General features: G+C 62.9%; 15 protein-coding genes. 13 read left to right on the top strand and 2 right to left on the bottom strand.

The features are described 5' to 3' along the window. The first annotated feature begins 18 nt into the window (after positions 1 to 18). Positions 19 to 1,374: an FAD-binding oxidoreductase gene (locus tag JC607_RS05125; protein ID WP_233092673.1), complete on the top strand. Its 1,356-nt coding sequence runs from the start codon at positions 19 to 21 to the stop codon at positions 1,372 to 1,374. A 46-nt stretch (positions 1,375 to 1,420) separates the two neighbouring features. Next, on the top strand, positions 1,421 to 2,164 hold the full coding sequence (locus tag JC607_RS05120) for a VOC family protein (RefSeq protein ID WP_198835876.1): 744 nt from the start codon (positions 1,421 to 1,423) through the stop codon (positions 2,162 to 2,164). A 61-nt stretch (positions 2,165 to 2,225) separates the two neighbouring features. Here JC607_RS05120 and megL read toward each other — a convergent pair whose 3' ends face one another. Further along, positions 2,226 to 3,428: a methionine gamma-lyase gene (megL, locus tag JC607_RS05115; protein ID WP_198835875.1), complete on the bottom strand. Its 1,203-nt coding sequence runs from the start codon at positions 3,426 to 3,428 to the stop codon at positions 2,226 to 2,228. 514 nt (positions 3,429 to 3,942) lie between these two features. Here megL and JC607_RS05110 point away from each other — a divergent pair. The 4 genes from JC607_RS05110 to solA all read left to right on the top strand — a co-directional run bounded on the left by JC607_RS05110 (position 3,943) and on the right by solA (position 8,193). After that, entirely contained in the window at positions 3,943 to 4,209 is a 267-nt protein-coding gene (locus JC607_RS05110; protein WP_198835874.1) for a hypothetical protein, read from the top strand. A gap of 24 nt (positions 4,210 to 4,233) precedes the next feature. Then, a complete protein-coding gene (locus JC607_RS05105) occupies positions 4,234 to 5,868 on the top strand; it encodes an NAD(P)/FAD-dependent oxidoreductase (RefSeq protein WP_233092671.1) in 1,635 nt (544 codons plus the stop codon). A gap of 111 nt (positions 5,869 to 5,979) precedes the next feature. Further along, positions 5,980 to 6,777, top strand: a complete 798-nt coding sequence (locus JC607_RS05100; RefSeq protein WP_198835873.1) for an IclR family transcriptional regulator — start codon at positions 5,980 to 5,982, stop codon at positions 6,775 to 6,777. Positions 6,778 to 6,993: 216 nt separating this feature from the next. Further along, on the top strand, positions 6,994 to 8,193 hold the full coding sequence (gene solA, locus JC607_RS05095) for an N-methyl-L-tryptophan oxidase (protein WP_198835872.1): 1,200 nt from the start codon (positions 6,994 to 6,996) through the stop codon (positions 8,191 to 8,193). A 56-nt stretch (positions 8,194 to 8,249) separates the two neighbouring features. Here the strand turns inward: solA and JC607_RS05090 are convergent, their stop codons facing one another. Further along, a complete protein-coding gene (locus tag JC607_RS05090) occupies positions 8,250 to 9,443 on the bottom strand; it encodes an aminomethyltransferase family protein (RefSeq protein ID WP_198835871.1) in 1,194 nt (397 codons plus the stop codon). A 214-nt stretch (positions 9,444 to 9,657) separates the two neighbouring features. Between JC607_RS05090 and JC607_RS05085 the strand changes: the two genes are divergently transcribed. From JC607_RS05085 to JC607_RS05055, 7 genes are all read left to right on the top strand, one after another. After that, entirely contained in the window at positions 9,658 to 10,845 is a 1,188-nt protein-coding gene (locus JC607_RS05085) for an aminomethyltransferase family protein (RefSeq protein WP_198835870.1), read from the top strand. 72 nt (positions 10,846 to 10,917) lie between these two features. Then, on the top strand, positions 10,918 to 11,739 hold the full coding sequence (locus JC607_RS05080; RefSeq protein WP_198835869.1) for an SDR family NAD(P)-dependent oxidoreductase: 822 nt from the start codon (positions 10,918 to 10,920) through the stop codon (positions 11,737 to 11,739). A gap of 18 nt (positions 11,740 to 11,757) precedes the next feature. Then, positions 11,758 to 13,248, top strand: a complete 1,491-nt coding sequence (locus tag JC607_RS05075) for a GMC family oxidoreductase (RefSeq protein ID WP_198835868.1) — start codon at positions 11,758 to 11,760, stop codon at positions 13,246 to 13,248. Between the two features lie 165 nt (positions 13,249 to 13,413). Continuing rightward, positions 13,414 to 14,997, top strand: coding sequence for an ABC transporter substrate-binding protein (locus tag JC607_RS05070; protein WP_198835867.1), 1,584 nt, complete (start codon positions 13,414 to 13,416; stop codon positions 14,995 to 14,997). A gap of 152 nt (positions 14,998 to 15,149) precedes the next feature. Beyond that, positions 15,150 to 16,196: an ABC transporter permease gene (locus JC607_RS05065; protein ID WP_198835933.1), complete on the top strand. Its 1,047-nt coding sequence runs from the start codon at positions 15,150 to 15,152 to the stop codon at positions 16,194 to 16,196. Next, complete coding sequence (locus JC607_RS05060; RefSeq protein WP_198835866.1) at positions 16,193 to 17,089, top strand: ABC transporter permease; 897 nt, start codon at positions 16,193 to 16,195, stop codon at positions 17,087 to 17,089. The genes JC607_RS05065 and JC607_RS05060 overlap by 4 nt, the downstream gene beginning before the upstream one ends. Then, a complete protein-coding gene (locus JC607_RS05055) occupies positions 17,079 to 18,728 on the top strand; it encodes an ABC transporter ATP-binding protein (protein WP_198835865.1) in 1,650 nt (549 codons plus the stop codon). Before JC607_RS05060 ends, JC607_RS05055 begins: the two co-directional genes overlap by 11 nt. The last annotated feature ends 77 nt before the right edge of the window (positions 18,729 to 18,805 follow it).

Genomic DNA, 18,805 nt, shown 5'->3' with positions numbered 1-18,805 from the left:
GCGACAAAGGAGCCCGGTTTGCGACACGAGACAGACCCTGATCCGGTGCTCGGGCTGCGACCTGTCAGGTCCGGGCATGACCTGCCTTCCGCCGCCGATGTCGTCATCATCGGCGGCGGCATCGCCGGGGTCAGTGCCGCCTGGCATCTGGCGCGGCGCGGATTTTCGGTGGTGATCTGCGAAAAGGGCCGGATCGGCGCCGAGCAATCGGGCCGCAACTGGGGATGGTGCCGGTTCACCCTGCGCCACCCCGCCGAAATCCCGCTGATGCGCCAGTCAATGCAGGACTGGCGCGACCCGGAGGTGTTTGGCAGCCTCGATACCGGTTTCCGCACCACCGGCATCGCCTATCTGACCGGGCGAAACCCCGGCGATGAGGCGCTTTATCAGTCCTGGCTGAAATCGGTCGAAGCCTTCGGGATCGGCAGCCGCATGCTCTCGGCGCGCGAAATCGCACAGAAGATCCCCGGCGCCGCGGTGCCCCCTTCGGGCGCCGTCTGGACCGAAACGGATGGCTGCGCCGAGCCAGGCCGCGCCGCCCCTGCCATTGCGCTGGCGGCACAGGGACTCGGTGCCAGAATTATGACCGATTGCGCGGTGCGCAGCATCGAGACCAGTGCCGGCGCGGTTTCCGCCGTCATCACCGAGAAAGGCCGCATTGCCTGCGCAGCCGTGTTGCTGGCCGGAGGCATCTGGTCGCGCCGCTTTCTCGGCAATTGTGGCATCGATCTGCCGATGCTCAGTGTCATGGGCTCGGTCGGGATTACCACACCGCTTGCAGGCGCTCCCGAGGTCTCGGTCGCCGGTCGCCGCTTTGGCTGGCGCAAGCGGCTCGATGGCGGCTATGTCGTCTCACAGGCCGATGCGACGATCTTCGATCTGACGCCGGACAGCTTCCGTCTGCTCGGCGATTTCCGCCCGATGATTGCCACCGGGCTGAAGACACTGCGCCTGCGGCTTGGCTGGCATTTTGTCGAGGAAGCCCGCCTGCCCCGGCGCTGGAATGCCGATGAGATCACGCCTTTCGAGCGATGCCGCATCGCGGCTCCGGCGCCAAACGAGAAAGTGCTGCGCGAGGCGCGTCAGTGCCTGTCACAGGCCTGGCCGGTCTTTGCTGCCACCCGGCCTGCCGGGTCCTGGGGGGGCTATATCGATGTCTCACCTGATGCGATGCCGGTGATCGGGGCCGCATCGCAAATTCCGGGCCTGTTCCTCGCCACCGGGCTGTCCGGCCATGGGTTCGGCCTTGGCCCCGGTGCGGGCCGCCTTGCCGCCGATCTGCTGACCGGCGCCGCGCCGGTGGTCGATCCTGCCGCCTTCAGCCCCGGCCGTTTCGCCCGCTTTGCCGCCTCGCGCCCGCGCGCCTCTGCCTGAGGGCGCGAAACAGCCAAATCCCCGAACGTTCCTTACAGGAGATCAGATGACCCTTGCCCATGATCATGTGATCTGGCTGGTGCCGGACGCCTCGCGGCTCGACGAAACCTGTGCCCGGTTTACACAGGCCGGTTTCACCATCACCACCCGGCCCGATGAGGGGCGCGACACTGCCGCCACCGCACAAAAGCTGATCTGCTTCGAGGATGGCACTTATATCGAGATCCTGACCTTGCGCGCCGCCGGAACAAGGCAGAACCACCGCTTTGCCCCCTTCCTTTCGCAGGGCGAAGGCTGGGTTGATTATGCCCTTGTCACCACCGGTCTGACCCGGGTCATCCGGGCGGCTGAGGCCGCAGATCTGCCCTTCAGCGGCCCGGTAAGCCATGCCCGCCGGCTGGAAGATGGCAGCCCCTGGGGCGTGCGGCTGATCCTGACGGGGATCGGTGCCGGTGATCCCGCGATGCCCATCGTTCTGGAAGATACCGAAGGCCGTGCGTTCCGCGTGCCGCAACAGGCGACGCGCCATGCCAATGGCGTCACGGGAATGCCCGGGGTGAGCCTTGTCGCCCGCGACCCCGTCCTGACACTCGGGTCGCTGGAAAAGATCGGAGCAAGACGCGACGGCGAAACGCATGCCCTCCTGCGCGGCGGCTGGATCCGGCTGATGCCCGGAGAACCTGACCATGCACCGGCACTGCGTTCGGTCAGCTTCTCGCGCCCGGGTGGCAAAGAAGGCGCCTTTCCCGAGGCAGATGCGGCCGGGCTGACCGGATTGCGCATCGGCTGACCCGCCCCCTCCGGTCGCGGTCGAAAGCAAAAGAGCCGCCCCACCGGGCGGCCCTTTCGTATCAGAGCGCGTTCAGCGCCTGTTCGACATCTTCAAGAATGTCATCGGGGTTTTCCAGCCCGACCGAAAGCCGCAAAAGCCCGTCGGTGATGCCGTTCTTCGCCCTGTCTTCCGGGCTGACAATGGCATGGGTCATGCTTGCCGGATGCTGCACCAGCGTCTCGGCATCCCCAAGGCTCACCGCGCGGGTGATCAGCTTCAGATTGTTCATAAAAGCCATACCATTCGCGATACCGCCATCAAGCTCGAACGAGAGCAGCCCGCCCGACATCGCCATCTGCCGCTTTGCGAGATCATATTGCGGGAAATCCGGCAGGCCCGGATAGGATACCCGGGAAATCCGGCTATGGCCCTGCAGCATCTGCGCCACCGCAAATGCAGAAGAACAATGCCGCTCCATCCGGATTTCCAGCGTCTTGAGGCCCCGCATCATCAGGAAGCAGTTGAACGGCGAAAGCGTTGCGCCGGTGATCCAGCGCAGACCGGTCGAGCGGATCTGGCCCATCACATCGGCCGGACCGATCACCACACCGCCCAGCATATCGCCGTGACCGCCCAGATATTTCGTCGCCGAATGCATCACGATATCGGCGCCAAGGCTCAGCGGGCGCTGCAGGATCGGCGTGGCGAAAGTATTGTCGACGACGACGCGCGCGCCGACCGCATGGCCAACTGCCGCCACTGCGGCGATATCTATAACCCGCAGGTTTGGATTGGCCGGGGTCTCGAAAAACAGCACCCTGGTGCGTTCCGAAATGGCGTCGCGCAGTGCCCCGGTATCGGTGAAATCAACCACCTTCACCCCGATGCCGAAGCGGGGCAGGGCCTGGGTGAAATAGGCATAGCTGTTGCCGTAGATCGTATGGTCGATCGCCACCTCATCGCCCGCGCTCAGCAGCGTCATCATCGTGGCCGAGAGCGCCGCCATGCCCGAAGCGGTGGTCATGCCTGCCTCACCGCCCTCAAGGCTCGCCATGCGCTCTTCGAGGATGGTCTGGCCGGGGTTTTTGGTGCGGCCATAGATATAGCCGGCCCGCTCGCCACGGAACATCTCTGACCCGGCTTCGGCAGTTTCAAACGCGAAGGTCGAGGTCATATAGATCGGCGGCGTCAGCGCACCATGTGCCGAGGCCGGATCATAGCCCAGATGGATGGCGCGGGTGGAGAACCCCTGGGGCCGGTTCCGGCGCGTCGCGTCGCTCATGTCTTGTCCTTTCGGTCGGTGTCCGGGCGCGGGCGCCCGCTGTCAGACGTTTTCGGTGAAATGAAGGCCCTGATGAAACGGCCGCATCGCTGCTGCATAACAGGTGGCGGCGCCTTGGCATGGCAGCTTGTCTTCTGTGTGCCGGCGGCGCTCAGGCGTGCGGATTCGCCGGATCATCATCGCACAGCGCCCTGCAGGACCGTCATCGGAAAACGGCCCCAGGGAAACAGAGGTTTCAGCTGAAGGGGGCGCAGCAGCGGGTCTGAAGTCATCTTGCCATCCGCCAGGTTGCTCTGACCTGCCCGCGACCGCCCTGGCCGGACCGGTTTTCAGACAGACCCCGGAAGGATCCGGTCAAAATAGCTCTAGCATTTCGAACTCCGCAGTGTCAACATGCGAACAGCAATTCCGGTATTAGGAACATTGCCGAGAAAATCGACATGTCCGGCCCCGGATCCGATGCAGCACAAGGCGGCCTTTCCGGCAGCCAAAGGGTCCTGTCATGCGCCATGGGATGGCATGTTTCAAAGCCGAGACCACCATCGCCCCCGGCGGTGGCGCGACCATTGGCGTATCCCACGCAATCCGCCGCACCGGCGAAGCTGCAGAGGGTCAGGGCATCATCCCGGTCAGCCAGAAATCTGGCTCAGCCCATCGCCGGATCAGCGCCACTGACCTCACGGCACGAGCCCGCGTTTCTTCGACCGACATGGCACGGATGACCAGGCGCGGATGGCCACCGGCCATAGTCGAAAAGGCGCTGAATGCCGGTGCCAAATGAAGTTTCAGCCCGGAGCCCCTGAACATGTGCCCAGCCAAGCCCCATGCGACGAACATGGCCGGTAATTACGACGCCCTGATCATCGGCGCCGGCCATAACGGCCTCGTCTGCGGGGCCTATCTTGCGAAGGCCGGGCTGAAAGTCTGCGCGCTGGAGCGGCGGAATATCATCGGCGGCGCCTGTGTCACCGAAGAACTCTGGCCCGGTTACGGGGTGAATACGGCGGCCCATATGCTGGGCCTGCTGCAGCCGAAGATCATCCTTGATCTCGAATTGCAGAAATACGGCTATGAGGTGCTGACGCCGCCGCCCACCGTGCAGATCTTTGGCGATGGAGATCCGGTGGTTTTGTGGAAAGACCCCGCAAAGCTCTGCGCTGAAATCGCGCGGTTCTCGGCAAAAGATGCCGCGGCCTATCCCCGTTTCAACGCGCATCTGGCGCGGCTGGGGCCGGTCTTCCGGCAATTGCTCTGGGAGATCCCTTTTGACCCTTCTTCGCTGAAGCCGCGCAACCTCCGGGATATCGCCGGCTTTGCCTGGCGCAATCGCGGCATGGTCGGGCCGTTCCACGAAGTGGTGGATCTGCTGACGATGAGTGCGGGCGATTACCTCGACCGCTGGTTCGAATCCGACGCGGTCAAGGTAATGCTGGGCTATTACCCTGCCGCAGGGTCCGGGCTCAGCGTCGAGCTCTACAGCCCGGGCACTGCTTATTTTCTGTTGCGCGGGGTGCTGCGTGACAATGGCACCGCAGCGGGCGGCACCGGGCTTGTGAAGGGCGGCATGGGGGCGGTGACGCGCGCGCTTGCGGCCTCGGGCGCACGCCACGGGCTGGAAACAAGGACCGGTGCCGGGGTCGCCCGGGTTCTGACCCGCGGCGGGCGCGCCTGCGGTGTTGTCCTGACGGACGGAACCGAGATCCGGGCCGATACGGTGATCGCCAATGCCTCGGCGCAGCACACCTTCCTCGACCTTGTTCCCGCGCAGGATCTTCCGCCGGAATTCCTCGCCGATATCAGGGGGCTTCGCTCACAATCCACCTCGTTCAAAGTGCATCTGGCCCTGAACGATCTGCCGCGCTTTCCGGGCCTGCAGGCGGCCGGTGCCGACAGCGACAGCCCGTTGCAGATCACCATCGCGCCCAGCCTCGGCTATCTCGCCAAAGCCTGGTCGGATATGCGCGCGGGCCGGGTGGCGGAACGCCCCTTCCTGACGGTACAGACACCGACGCTGCTGGACCCCTCGCTTGCCCCTGCCGGGATGCATCTGCTGTCGATCTATGGCGGCCATGTTCCGGCCCCCGATGTCATGCCGCATGACGCGCAGACCAAAGAACTGGTCCGGCGCAACACCATCGCGGCAATCCGAGATTTCGCGCCGGACTTCACCGGCGAGGCGGCACATTGCGAGGTGACCCTTGCGGCGGATTTTGAGCGCATCTTCGGCCTGCCCGGCGGCAATCCGCATCACTCGGATCTGAGCCTTTCGCAGATCTTCTTCCGCCGCCCTGCCCGCCATTTCGCGGATTACCGGTCGCCGGTGCGGGGGCTTTTCCTTTGTGGCGCCTCTGCCCATCCGGGCGGCGCGGTGACGGGGGTGCCGGGCTTCAACGCCGCATGTGTGGTGCTGAAAAGCCTCGGAAAAAGAACCCTCCTGTGACAGGCCGCTCTGACAGCATCATAATTCTCTCTTGATTTCATATGTTGGAATGCCGTTCTCTCCCTTATAGAGAATAGTTCCAAATAGTGAATCGATTGATGTGAGACTCAGATGGAGACTACGGTCGTCAAAGGATTGAAGGTGCTGGAGAACCTGGTTGCGGGCAACGGATCGCGCTCGCTGACCGAGATCGCCAGCCAGTGTGGCATCAGCAAAAGCAATGCCCACCGCCTGCTCGGCACGCTGGAGGCATGCGGTTACGTGCGCCGTCCCGACGATTCGCGCAATTATGAACTGACGCTCCGGCTATGGGAGCTGGGGCAGCGTGTTTTCTCGCAACTCGACCTTCGCGGCATCGCGGTGCCCTTTCTGCGCAGCTTCGCCGCCGAGACCGAAGAGACGGTGCATCTGTCGATCTTCGACAATAACCAGGCGCTTTATATCGACAAGGTCGACGGGGTTCATGCGGTGCGCACCTATGTCTCGATCGGGGACCGCGCGCCCGCCTATTGCTCGGCCACTGGCAAGGCGATGCTGGCCTGGATGCCCGATGAGGTTGTTCAGGCTGTCGGCAAAACCATCCAGCATTTCACGCCACAGACCGTGGCCACCACCGATGCCCTGCGGGCGCAGCTGCACGAGATCCGCGAAAAGGGCTATTCGATGACCTCCGGTGAATGGCGCGAGGGGGTCCTGGGCTTTGCGACCGCGATCAAGAGCCCCTCGGGTCGCGTGCTGGGTGCGATCGGTGTGGCCGGGCCCGAAGACCGCGTGCGCCAGAACAATGTTGATCGCTTTATCGCCGCGGTGATCCGCACCGGGCATGACATCGAAGAGGCTCTGGGTTTCGGCAGTGAGACCGCAGTCTCAGCCGATATTGCAGCGTCGCGCAAAAGCACCGCGAAATAGGCGTGGTCCGGCGCGGCGCAGGCCGCGCCCTGCCCGCCCGTGCCCGTGCCCCCGCCCTCTGACCACATGACCACATGACCGCCCTGTCGGCGGCAGCCGCCTCATGCTGCGCGGTCGACGGGCTATCTGGCTTTTCATCTCCAGATCCGGCAAGCCTTTGATTGAATTTTCCGCATACCGAATTAATGTGCCATCATGTGAAACATGAGGCGCTGCATGACATCGTTCAAAAACAGCTTCACCACCATTGTCATCGGCCTCGGCGGTCTTGGCAGCGCAGCGGCCTATTGGCTTTCGCGCGAACAGGGCAGCGAGGTTCTCGGGATCGAGCAATTCGCGCTCGGCCATGAGCGCGGTGAATCCCAGGACCATTCCCGCATCATCCGCCTGACCTATCACAATGAGCCATATGTCCGCTTTGCCCAGGCCGCATACAAAACCTGGGCAGAAATGGAGGAGGATGCCGGCGAGCAGGTCGTGGTCAAAACCGGTGAGCTGAACTTCTGGCCGGACTCCACCACGCTGCGCGAAGAGGATTACAATCGCGCAATGGCGGCCTGTGGCGTCGGGTTTGAGCGGCTTGATCCGGTGGAACTCGCCCGACGCTTTCCGCAATTCCGCCTGCCCGACGAGGTCCATGGCATCTATCAGCCGGATGGCGGTCTCGTCGGCGCGATAAAGGCCAATGAGGCGCATCGCCGGATGGCGCGGCGGAACGGGGCGACGCTGCTCGACAATATGCCGGTCAGCGGGATCCGCCAGATCAATGGCGGATACCGCGTCACTGCGGGCGGGCGGGAATTCGAGGCGCAGAAACTGGTGATTGCCGCCGGTCCCTGGACCAATACGCTGCTGGCACATTTCGGGTTCCGGCTGCCGCTCCGGGTCACCCATGAACAGGTGACCTATTTCAACAGCCCGCATCTCGACGAGTTTCGCCCTGACCGTTTCCCGGTCTGGATCTGGATGATCCTCGACAATTTTTATGGCTTCCCGGTCTATGGTGCCGAGGGGGTCAAGGTCGCCAAAGATCGCTTTGCGCCGGTTGATCCCGACAATCGCAGCTTCGAGCCTGATGCGAAAAATGAAAAAGAGGTCAGCGATTTTGTCGCCAGACATATCCCGCGCGGCCACGGCCCGGTGCTTTACACCAGGACCTGCCTGCTGACCCATACGCCGGATGTCGATTTCGTGCTGGACCGGGTGCCCGGCCATCCCGATGTGGTCTGCACCGTGGGCGCGACCCATGCGTTCAAATTCGCCTCGGTGATCGGGCGTACCCTCACCGACCTTTTGCAAAGGGGCGAAACAGCGCATGACATCTCGCTTTTCCGCTTTGACCGCAGCGCCTTGCAGCCGGATGCGGAAAGGGCTTTCGAGATCGACGGCTTCGGTGATTTTTCTCAGAAAGCCTGAGGGCGGGACAGACTGAAGCGGGCCGCAAGGATATCATCCCGCGGCCCGCCTTTAGGTCAGCCTTTGGAGAGTTTGCGTTCCGGATCAAGGAAGGGAATGGCCACCACTTCGGCGTCCGCACTGCGCCCGTCAAGGTCGATGCTGACCCTGGTTCCGGGCTCGGAGAGCGGCGTATCGATCCAGCAAAGGGCAATGGGGCAGCCAAGCGCGGGTGAGCCGGTGGCCGATGTGATGATCCCGACCGGCAGCCCCTCGAAAAGGATGCTGTCCCCCAGCAGCGGCACTTCTGTGCCCGAGATCTTCAACCCGACAATCCGGCGCGGCGGCGTCGCTTCCCTGGCAACGGCCAGAGCCTTTTGCGCCCGGAACGGCGCCTTGGTCTGCGACACCATCCAGCCCAGCCCGATTTCATACGGCGTGTGCTGCCAGTCGAAATCCTGACCGAAATTCAGGATCGCGGCCTCGAGCCGGCGGATCCCCAGCGATTTCGAACCGCAAAGCGCGCCGCCCTGCGTCTTCACCGCCGCCCAGAGATTGGCGAAAAAGGCCTCGCCCTCTGTCACATCCACATAGATGTCATAGCCCAGTTCTGCCGTATAACCGGTGCGCGAGATCGTCACCGGCACGCCGCAAACCCTGGCGCGAATCATTCCATAGAAAGGCACCGGCGTCAGATCGGCATCGCAGACCGATTGCAGGATGTCGCGCGATTTCGGCCCCTGCAGGCTCGCGACATGGATGCGGTCGTTAAAGCTTTCAATCGTCACATCGCGGCTGACACCATGGGCATAGAGATGCTCCTCGGAATTGCCCGGTCCGCCGATCCACCAGAAATGGGTCTTGTCAAAGCGCACAAGGATACCATCCTCGACGATGCCGCCATGATCATGGAGCAGCACTGAATAATAGCAGTGCCCGTCATTCATCTTGCGCACGTCACGCGGCATCAGATCATCAAGCAGCGCCTCTGCATCCGGGCCCCTGATCTCTAGGATCTCCTCACCGGTGACATCAAGCAGCCCGGCGGTCTGCCGGATCGCGGCATATTCCTCGACCGGATCGGTAAAGAAATCCGGCTTCAGATAGGTATTGTGCAATTTGTAATCGGTCGCGATGGTGCCGATCGTGGGAAAGAAGGCGGTGCGCTTCAACCCGCTGCGCGAACGGATCGGCGTCGCCAGATAGGGCGGCGCGCCGGTGAAGCTGGCAAATTCGATACGCTGGATACGGGCATCCCTGCGGCTTTGCATCGGTGGCACTCTGATCTCCGTTATTGGCGCTCCGGGCACGTTTTGCGATGTGCCGGCGGCGAGTGTTGCGGGGCTGGACGGGCCGGACAGGCCCGCATCTTTCCTGGCACCAGGCTTGCATCGTGATGCATTCCGTGTCAAGATTTACAATGCCGTATCATTATGTGGAATTAACTGACGATCCACCCTCTCAGATCCGCAGCGGAGTACGCTTATGCCCGGCAACCAGGCCATCAAAGAATATTCTTTCAGGACCACCGTCGGCGTCCCGCCCTACTCGCGGGCTGAACAGACCTTCCGCAAGGGAATCAAACAGACCGCCTTTCACAATATCATCGGAGCGAAGGGCGCAGTCCTGAAGGTGCATAACACCTTCCTCAAGCCGTTCTATGTTGAGGATCTGATCCGCGAATATCATGTCATGCGTCAGGTCGCTGGTCTCTTTGACGTAACCGGCGAGGAAATCATCGAGGTCACCGGCCCGGGTGCACTTGATTTCATGAATGAGATGATGCCCCGCGATCTGCGCAAAATCGCCGACGGGCAATGCCTCTACGGCATCATGTGCTATGACTATGGCGGCCTTGTCGAAGATGCGGTTGTCGTGCGGTTCGATGCGCAGAAATTCTGGTGGATCGGCGGGCTCGGCTTTTCCGAGCAATGGATCTGGTCCAATGCCATCGGGCGCGATGTCACCGTCAGGAGCCTGCTTGATCAAAAGGCACTGGCCAGCCTCCAGGGACCAAAATCGCGTGAGATCCTGCAATCGGTCTGCGACGGCGACATCACGTCCCTGCCCTTCTATCATATGACCCGGACAAAGGTCTGCGGCGTCGACTGTGTCGTGACGCGCACCGGATATACGGCAGAGCTCGGTTTCGAGGTCATCGTCGATGTCGCACAGGGCGAAGAGGTCTGCGGCGGGCTGCATGACGCGAACAGCCGGGCGGGCGGCACGCTCGCGGGCAGTGGTGCACTTGATCTGCGGCGCGTCGAGGCCGGGCTGATCGATTTCAGCACTGATTTCGACTGGCATCACACGCCCTGGCAGGTTGGCCTCGGCTGGATGCTCAATATGAATAAGGGCTACTTTCACGGGCGGGAGGCGCTTGCTGCGGCGGCGGCGCGCAACCCGGCGGAAAAGCTCGCCGGGCTGCGGCTTTCCGGCAATGAGGCGCCCCATAAGGGTGATGTGATCCTGATCGACGGGGTCCGGGTCGGAGAGGTCACCAGCGGCATTGTCTCGCCGACACTGGAGGTTCCGCTGGCCATCACCATGCTCAAAAGCACCGCCACTACCATCGGCCAGAAGGTCGAGGTCATCTCGCAAGGCGCGCCGGTTCCGGCCGAGGTCGTGGCAATGCCCTTCCTCGACCCCGAGCGCAAACTGTCAAAAACCTGAGCGACCGGCGGCGCGGGATATCACCCGCCGGCCACCTGCACAGAACCCCGATTGCCGGCAAAGGATAAGGCCATGACCGCAACAGCACGTTTCAAAGATAAGGTGGTGATCGTCTCGGGCGGCGCTGACGGGATGGGCGCTGCCTGCGTCCGCCAGCTCGCCGCCGAAGGGGCGCATGTCTTCGCGCTGGATGTGAAACCCGATATTGCCGGGGCACTGGCCGCAGAGCTGAATGCCGGTGGCGCGCGCGTCGAGGCGCTGAAGGCCGATGTGATGGATGAGGCGGAACTCCGCGCCGCCATCGCGACGGTGCTCGACCGGACCGGCGGCCGCGTCGACAGCCTGATCATTGTCGCGGGCGGCAGCGCTTCGGGTCTGACTGCCGATATCGATCTCGCGATCTGGGACCGGCTCTATAAGCTCAATCTTCGCAGCACGCTTGTGGCCTGCCAGGCCGTGATCCCGGCCATGCGGGCCCAGGGCAAAGGCTCTATCGTCACCATGGCCTCGATCTCGGGCGTCAGGGGAGATCCCGAATGGGCCCCCTATAATGCTGCGAAGGCCGCAATTCTCTCGCTTACCCAGTCACTCGCCTGGGAAGAAGGTGGTTACGGCATCCGCGTCAACGCGATCTGCCCGGGGCCAATCGCATCAGAGCGGATGCTTGCGACCATCTCTGAAGCGGAGCTTGAGGACTATAACGATGCGACCGCATTGTGCCGGATCGGCCGCGCGCCGGAACTTGCCGAGGCGATCCTTTTCCTCGCTTCGGATCAGGCCTCGTTCATCACCGGTGCCTCGCTGGTTGCAGATGGCGGCCTGACCGCCCGCACCAGCCAGCCGACCCGCTTCTACCATCAGCGCAGGCAAGGTCAGCACCGCAACCCCGCCTGATCCCATCCGGAGACCATTATGGAATTCGACTATATCGTCGTCGGAGGCGGAGCCGCAGGCGCGGTCGCCGCGCGCCGTCTTGCCGAACTGACCACCGGTCGCGTCGCCCTGCTTGAAACCGGCCCCGATGCCAGCGCGCTGCCGCAGGTGCGCGACTTCCGCCGCTTCAAAGAGCTGACCGACAGCCCGCTTGCGCCCTATCTGCCGATCGAGCCGCCACCCGTTGGCAATGACCGTTTCCGCTACCCGGTGGCACGGATGCTGGGCGGCTCGACCTCGCAGAATACCTGCATCTGGTTTCGCGCCCCCGACAGCGATTTCCAGGACTGGGAACAGGCGGGCGCCACCGGCTGGGGACCCGGCGCCGTCCGTGACCATTATGCGGCGCTGGAATCGCGCATCCATATCGAAACGGTTCAGCCCGAAGGGCCGCCACATGACGCCCTGATCCGCGCCAGCCGCGAGACCGGTTTCGACAGGGTGGATTTCGCGACGCCATTCGGGGCGGGCTTCGGCTCTTACCGGATGAGCAAACGCGGCGAGGTGCGGGAATCGACGGCGCGCGTCTTCCTGCTGCCCGAAAGCAGCCGCCCCGCCAATCTTGCGGTCTTTACCGATACGCCCGTCACCGGGCTCCTTTTCGGCGAAGGGATGCAGGTGACAGGGGTCTCGACCCCCCGGGGTCCCTTCCGCGCGACGCGTGAAGTGATCCTCTCGGCCGGCGCCCTCGATACACCGCGCCTTCTGATGCTGTCGGGCATCGGACCAGCGGCACATCTGCGCGACCATGGCATCACACCCCGCCTTGATCTGCCCGGCGTCGGCGCCCATCTGCTCGACCATCCGGCGGCAGGGCTGAATTTCGCATCCCGGGTGCCGATCACCCGCGACGCGATGTGGAACTATACCGGCGTGCTTTTCGCCAATGTCGAAAACGACACCCCGCCCTGGCCTGATATCGAGATCCAGATCGGCGCGGAGACCTTCGAACAGCAGACCGCGCCTGCCGGCTATCCCGGTGCCGCGCATGGTTTTGCCTCATATATGACCGTGAACCGCGCCCGGTCCGAAGGCAGCGTGCGGCTGGCCTCTGCCGACCCTTTCGCAACCGCGCGGATCGACCCGGCCTATTTCACCGATCCGGACGGGTATGATATGCGGGTCATGCTTGGAGGTATCCGGCTCTCACGCAGGCTTTTTGCCAGCCCCGCGATGAAAGACCTTGTCGGCCGCGAACTTGCCCCCGGGATCGGGGCGCAGGACGAGGCCAGCCTTGTCGCCTATATCCGCGAAACGGCGACCACCGGGTATCATCCGGGCGGCACCTGTCGCATGGGCGCGGCCAGCGATACGCGCAGCGTCACCGACCCGAGTTTGCGGGTCTGCGGTGTACGGGGGCTGCGCGTCGCAGATGCATCCGTGATGCCGACCATGGTCAGCATCAACATCGCCGCCACCTGCATGATGATTGGCCATAAAGCGGCCCAGATGATCGCCGGCCAAGCCTGAAGATTTCCTGCCGCCCGGTTTCGGGAGGCGAGAAAACAGTTGCCTAGTGTATTACATATAGGGATAGTAGTTCACTAAATAGAACAAAGTTCCAAGAACGAGCCCCCCTATAGAATTCAACGAACGGGACTCCGCTGATACAACAGGGAAAAAGGAGCGACTGCCGTGACTGTTTCAGCATTCAACAAAATCAGCCAGGCCGGACGGGTGAACCGCCGTGGTCTGATCAAAGGCGGCGGCGCACTTGGCCTCGCCATGGCGGCGGCCAGTTTTTCCTCGCCCGCGAAAGCCGCGACCAAAGGCGGCCATATGAAAATGGGCTGCTCGCACGGGATGGCCACCGACTCGACAGAGCCCGGCACCTATTCGCATGGTTTCGCGATCCTGCTCTCCTATACGATCCATGCCAAACTGACGATCGTCGGCACCGACAACGTGCTGCATGGCGATCTGGCAGAAAGCTGGGATGGCCTCGATGCGGCTAAAAAATGGGTGTTCAGGCTGCGCGATGCCGAGTTCCATGACGGTTCGAAAATCACCGCAGCCGATGTGATCGCCTCGATCAACCACCACCGCGGCGCAGACAGCACCTCGAACGCGAAATCGGTGGTCGAGAATATCGCCAGTATCACCGCCGACGGCGACAATACCGTGGTCTTCGACCTGACCAGCGGCGATGCCGACTTCCCCTTCATTCTGACCGATTACCAGCTGGCCATCTGCAAGGCCAATGCCGATGGAACCATCGACTGGCAAAATGACGGCAGTCGCGCCGGCCCCTATAAGCTGGCCTCCTTTGAGCCCGGCGTCCGCGCGGTGTTTGAGAAGGCCGACACTTACTGGAACCCCGATGTCGGCCATGTCGCCTCGGCCGAGGTTCTGGTGATCACCGATGTGACCGCGCGGCAAAATGCGCTGCTGACCGGCGAGGTCGATGTGATCGACCGGCCCGAGATCCGCACCCTCGACATGCTGAGCAATGCGCCTGGCATCAGGGTCGAGGAAGATGCCGGTTTCCGCTATTTCGGCTTTACGGTCTTCACCCGGACGGCGCCTTACGACAATAACGATCTCCGGCTGGCGCTGAAATACGGCATCGACCGCGAGGCCATGCTCAATGTCGCCCTTAGCGGCCATGGCATTCTCGGGAATGACACGCCGATCACCCCGGCTTACCGGTATTACAATGCCGAGATCCCGCAGCGCAGCTATGACCCGGACCGCGCAAAGTTCCACCTGAACAAGGCCGGTCTCGACAGCCTGGATCTGGAGCTTTCCGCCTCTTCGGCGGCCTATGCCGCGGCGGTGGATTGCTCGCTGCTCTATCAGTCGAACCTCGCTCCGATCGGCATCAACCTGAATGTGGTGAATGAGCCCGCCGACAGCTATTGGTCGAATGTCTGGCTGAAAAAGCCCTTCATCGCCATCGACTGGGGTGGCCGCCCGACCGAGGATCTGATGTTCTCGGTTGCGTTCAAGGCGGATGCCCCCTGGAACGACACCCAGTTCGACAATGAGCGTTTCGAGAAACTGCTGATCGAGGCCCGCGCCGAACTGGACGAAACGAAGCGTCGCGAGATGTATGGCGAGATGCAGCTCATCCTCAATGAGGAAGGCGGGCTGATTGCACCTATGCTGCCCAATAATATCTGGGCGGTGCGCTCGCGGATCAGGCGGGGCGAGGAGCTCTCGCGGGCCTGGGAACTTGATGGCTGGCAGTTCATCTCGCGCTGGTGGATCGAGGAGTGATCCGCCTGCCCCTTCGGGCAGAGTGAAATTCATGCGGGGCTGCCGGTCGCGGCCCCGGTCTTTCCGTGCAGCTGTAACCAGGTCCTGCCATGAATGACGCGACCACGCCAGCCGGAGCCGGCGCAAATGCGGCCCCGGCTTCAGCGCGCAATCTGCGACCGCTGTTGCGAACCGGCCTGCAGCGGCTTGCCCTTGGTTTCGTGACGCTGTTCATCGTCTCGATCATCATCTTCCTGTCGATCGAGGCCCTGCCAGGCGATTTCGCCCAATCCATGCTGGGGCGCTCCGCCGCGGCCGACACTGTCGAAGCCTACAGGCTGATGCTCGGCCTCGACCGGCCGGTGTTCGAGCGCTACCTCTCCTGGGCGGCGGGCGCGGTGCAGGGTGATTTCGGCATGTCGCTGACAAGCCGGCCCGGATCCATCCGCGCCGTGAACGACATGATCGGCCCAAGGCTCTATAATACCTTCTTCCTTGCGGCGATGACGGCGCTGATTGCCGTGCCGCTGGCGGTCCTCCTCGGCATCCTGACCGCGCTGTATCGCGGGTCGTGGTTCGACCGGCTGATCAACGGCTCGACCCTGATGGCAATTTCGGTGCCGGAATTCTTCATCGCCTATATCCTGTGCTATATCGTGATCTCGAAAGACATGTTCGCCTTCGGCCAGCTTGCGCAGATCCTGCCGCAATGGGCCAATGACGGCATCATCTGGCTTTTGTCTTTCGTTCCGAAGCTGCCGACACTTGCCGTGATCAACGAGAGCACCTCGTTTGGCGAGCGGGTCTGGAAACTGATCCTGCCCGCGCTGACGCTGACCCTTGTCATCACCGCCCATATGATGCGGATGACCCGGGCGGTGCTGATCAATGTGCTCGCCAGCTCCTATGTCGAGATGGCACGGCTTAAGGGCCTGTCAAAGACCAGGGTGGTTCTGTGCCATGCATTGCCGAATGCCTGGGCCCCGATTGCCACCGTGATCGCGTTCAACCTGGCCTATCTGATTGTCGGCGTTGTCGTGGTTGAGGTGGTCTTTGTCTATCCCGGCATCGGTCAGCTGATGGTCGATGCGGTGCGCACTCGCGACATTCCTGTCGTCCAGGCCTGCACCCTGATCTTCGCCGCCACCTATATCATCCTGAATCTGATCGCAGACTGCGTGGCGATCATCACCAATCCCAGGCTGCTTTATCCCAGATGAGTGATCCCGACCCCCTTTCCGTGCCGCCCGTTGCGGGCCCGGGGCCCCGCCGCTCGCGCAGGGCCCGCATCCGGGCCGAGCTGAAACGCGCGCCCTTAAGCGCCTGGTTCGGCGGGCTGGTGATCCTTGCCTATGTCGTGCTGGCGGTCTTTGCGCCTCTGATCGCGCCATGGGGCGAGGCCACCGTTGCCGGCCAGCCGCATCAGGCCTGGGGGGGTGACTTCCTGCTCGGAACCGATCAGCTGGGCCGCGATGTGCTGTCGCGCCTGATCTATGGCGCGCGAAACACCCTTGGGATCGCGGTGCTCACCACCTGCCTCGCCTTTCTGACCGGCGGGCTGCTGGGCATCCTCGCGGCACTTTACGGCGGCTGGTTCGATCAGATCTGCTCGCGCATCGTCGATGTCTTCATGTCGATCCCCAGCCTGATCTTTGCCTTGCTGTTCCTGTCGGTCTTCGGCTCTTCGATCCCGAACCTGATCATCACCCTCGCCGCTCTTGACGCGACCCGCGTCTTCCGTCTGGCACGGGCCGCCGCCGGAACCGTGGTGGTGCTGGATTACATCCAGATCGCAAGGGTGCGCGGCGAGAGCCTCCTGTGGCTGATCCGCCGCGAGATCCTGCCGAATATTCTGTCGCCGATGATCGTCGAATTCGGCCTGCGCTTTTGCTTTGTCTTTCTCTCGATCGCAGCGCTGTCTTTCCTTGGCGTCGGCATCCAGCCGCCAACCGCCGACTGGGGCTCGATGGTGCGCGAGAATGCAGCGCTGATCTCTTACGGAAATATCACCGCGCTTCTGCCCGCAGCCGCCATCGCGCTGCTGACTGTCGCGGTCAATTTTGTAATCGACTGGTATGTCTATCGGACAAGCGGAATGCGCGATGAACGCTGAGAACACCGACCTGCGCGTCAGGGGCGCCCCGCTCCTGCAGATCCGCGATCTCAGGATCGAGGGCTTTTCGGATGACCGCTGGCATCCGATTGTGCGGGGCATCGATCTGGAACTGCACCGTGGCGAGGTTCTCGGCCTGATCGGTGAATCGGGCGCGGGAAAATCGACGCTGGGTCTTGTTGCAATGGGCTATGCCAAGCCCGGTTGCCGCATCACCGGCGGCTCTGTCACCTTTGACGGCCAGGACCTGCTGGCCATGAAGGAAGACGAGCGCCGTCTTCTGCGCGGCGCGCGCATCGCCTATGTGGCGCAAAGCGCCAGCGCCTCCTTCAACCCGGCGCACCGGCTGCTGGACCAGACCATTGAAACCGCCGTGACCCACGGGCTTCTGGGCCGCAAACAAGCCAGCCTGCGCGCCATCGGCATGTTCGAGAAACTGCGTCTGCCGGGTGCCGGCGCCATCGGCCTGCGGTTTCCGCATCAGGTGTCGGGCGGGCAATTGCAGCGTGCGATGACCGCAATGGCGATGGAATGCCGCCCCGACCTGATCATCTTCGACGAGCCTACCACCGCGCTTGATGTCACCACCCAGGTTGAGGTTCTGGCCTCAATGCGCGAGGTGGTGCGCGAATTCAACACGGCGGCGATCTATATCTCGCATGACCTGGCCGTTGTGGCGCAGATGGCGGACCGGATCATGGTCCTGCGCCATGGCAAAACCGTCGAAGAGGCCCCCGCCCGCAGGATGCTGGCCGAACCGGCTGAGGACTATACCCGCTCGCTCTGGTCGGTGCGCGCACTTGCACAGCCCGAGCGATCCGACACCGAGATCTGTCTGAAGATCGACAACCTGGTGACCGGCTATGGCAAAAGCGCGAAGGTGATCGACGATATCTCGATCGAATTGCAGCGCGGGCGTACCCTGGCAATTGTCGGCGAATCCGGTTCCGGAAAATCGACGCTTGCCCAGGTGATTTCAGGCATGCTGCCGGCCTGGTCCGGAAAAATGACATTCGAGGGCCGGCCGCTGCCTTCAGGCTTCCGGTCCCGCCCGCGCGATCTGCTGCGGCGCATACAGATGATTTACCAGTCGCCCGATACCGCCCTCAATCCGCGCCATAGCGTGGCCGAGACCATCGGCCGGCCGCTGGAATTCTATCTTGGCCTGAAGGGGGCTGCAAAGCAGCGCCGGATCAAGGAGCTGCTCGACATGATCGAGATGGGCAGCGGCTATCTCGACCGCCTGCCCGGAGAGCTTTCGGGGGGCCAGAAGCAGCGGATCTGCATTGCCCGCGCTCTGGCCGCGAAACCCGAGCTGGTGATCTGCGACGAGGTCACTTCGGCGCTGGACCAGCTGGTGCAGTCGGGGATCCTGAAACTGCTGTCATCGCTCCAGGCCGAGCTTGGCATCAGCTATCTGTTCATCACCCATGACATCGCCACCGTGCGCGCCATCGCCGATCATGTCGTGGTGATGAACCAGGGCAAGGTGGTGGAACAGGGGCCAAAATCCGTTGTGCTGGAGCCGCCGCATCAGCCCTATACCGATCTTTTGCTCTCTTCGGTCCCGGAAATGGACCCTGACTGGCTGACCAGAGTTCTGAAGAGCCGCCGCGCGACGCCAGATGCCGCGTCCTGATCTGCTGCTTTGGGACGAGTCCGGAGATAAAGCAGAGGGTCTGACCCGTCCGGTGACTGCTCCGGGGACCGGCACGC

Origin of the sequence: Paracoccus sp. IB05 (assembly GCF_016405985.1) — a bacterium.
In the GTDB taxonomy this organism is placed as follows: domain Bacteria; phylum Pseudomonadota; class Alphaproteobacteria; order Rhodobacterales; family Rhodobacteraceae; genus Pseudogemmobacter.
This window is presented reverse-complemented; position numbering and strand designations above follow the sequence as displayed.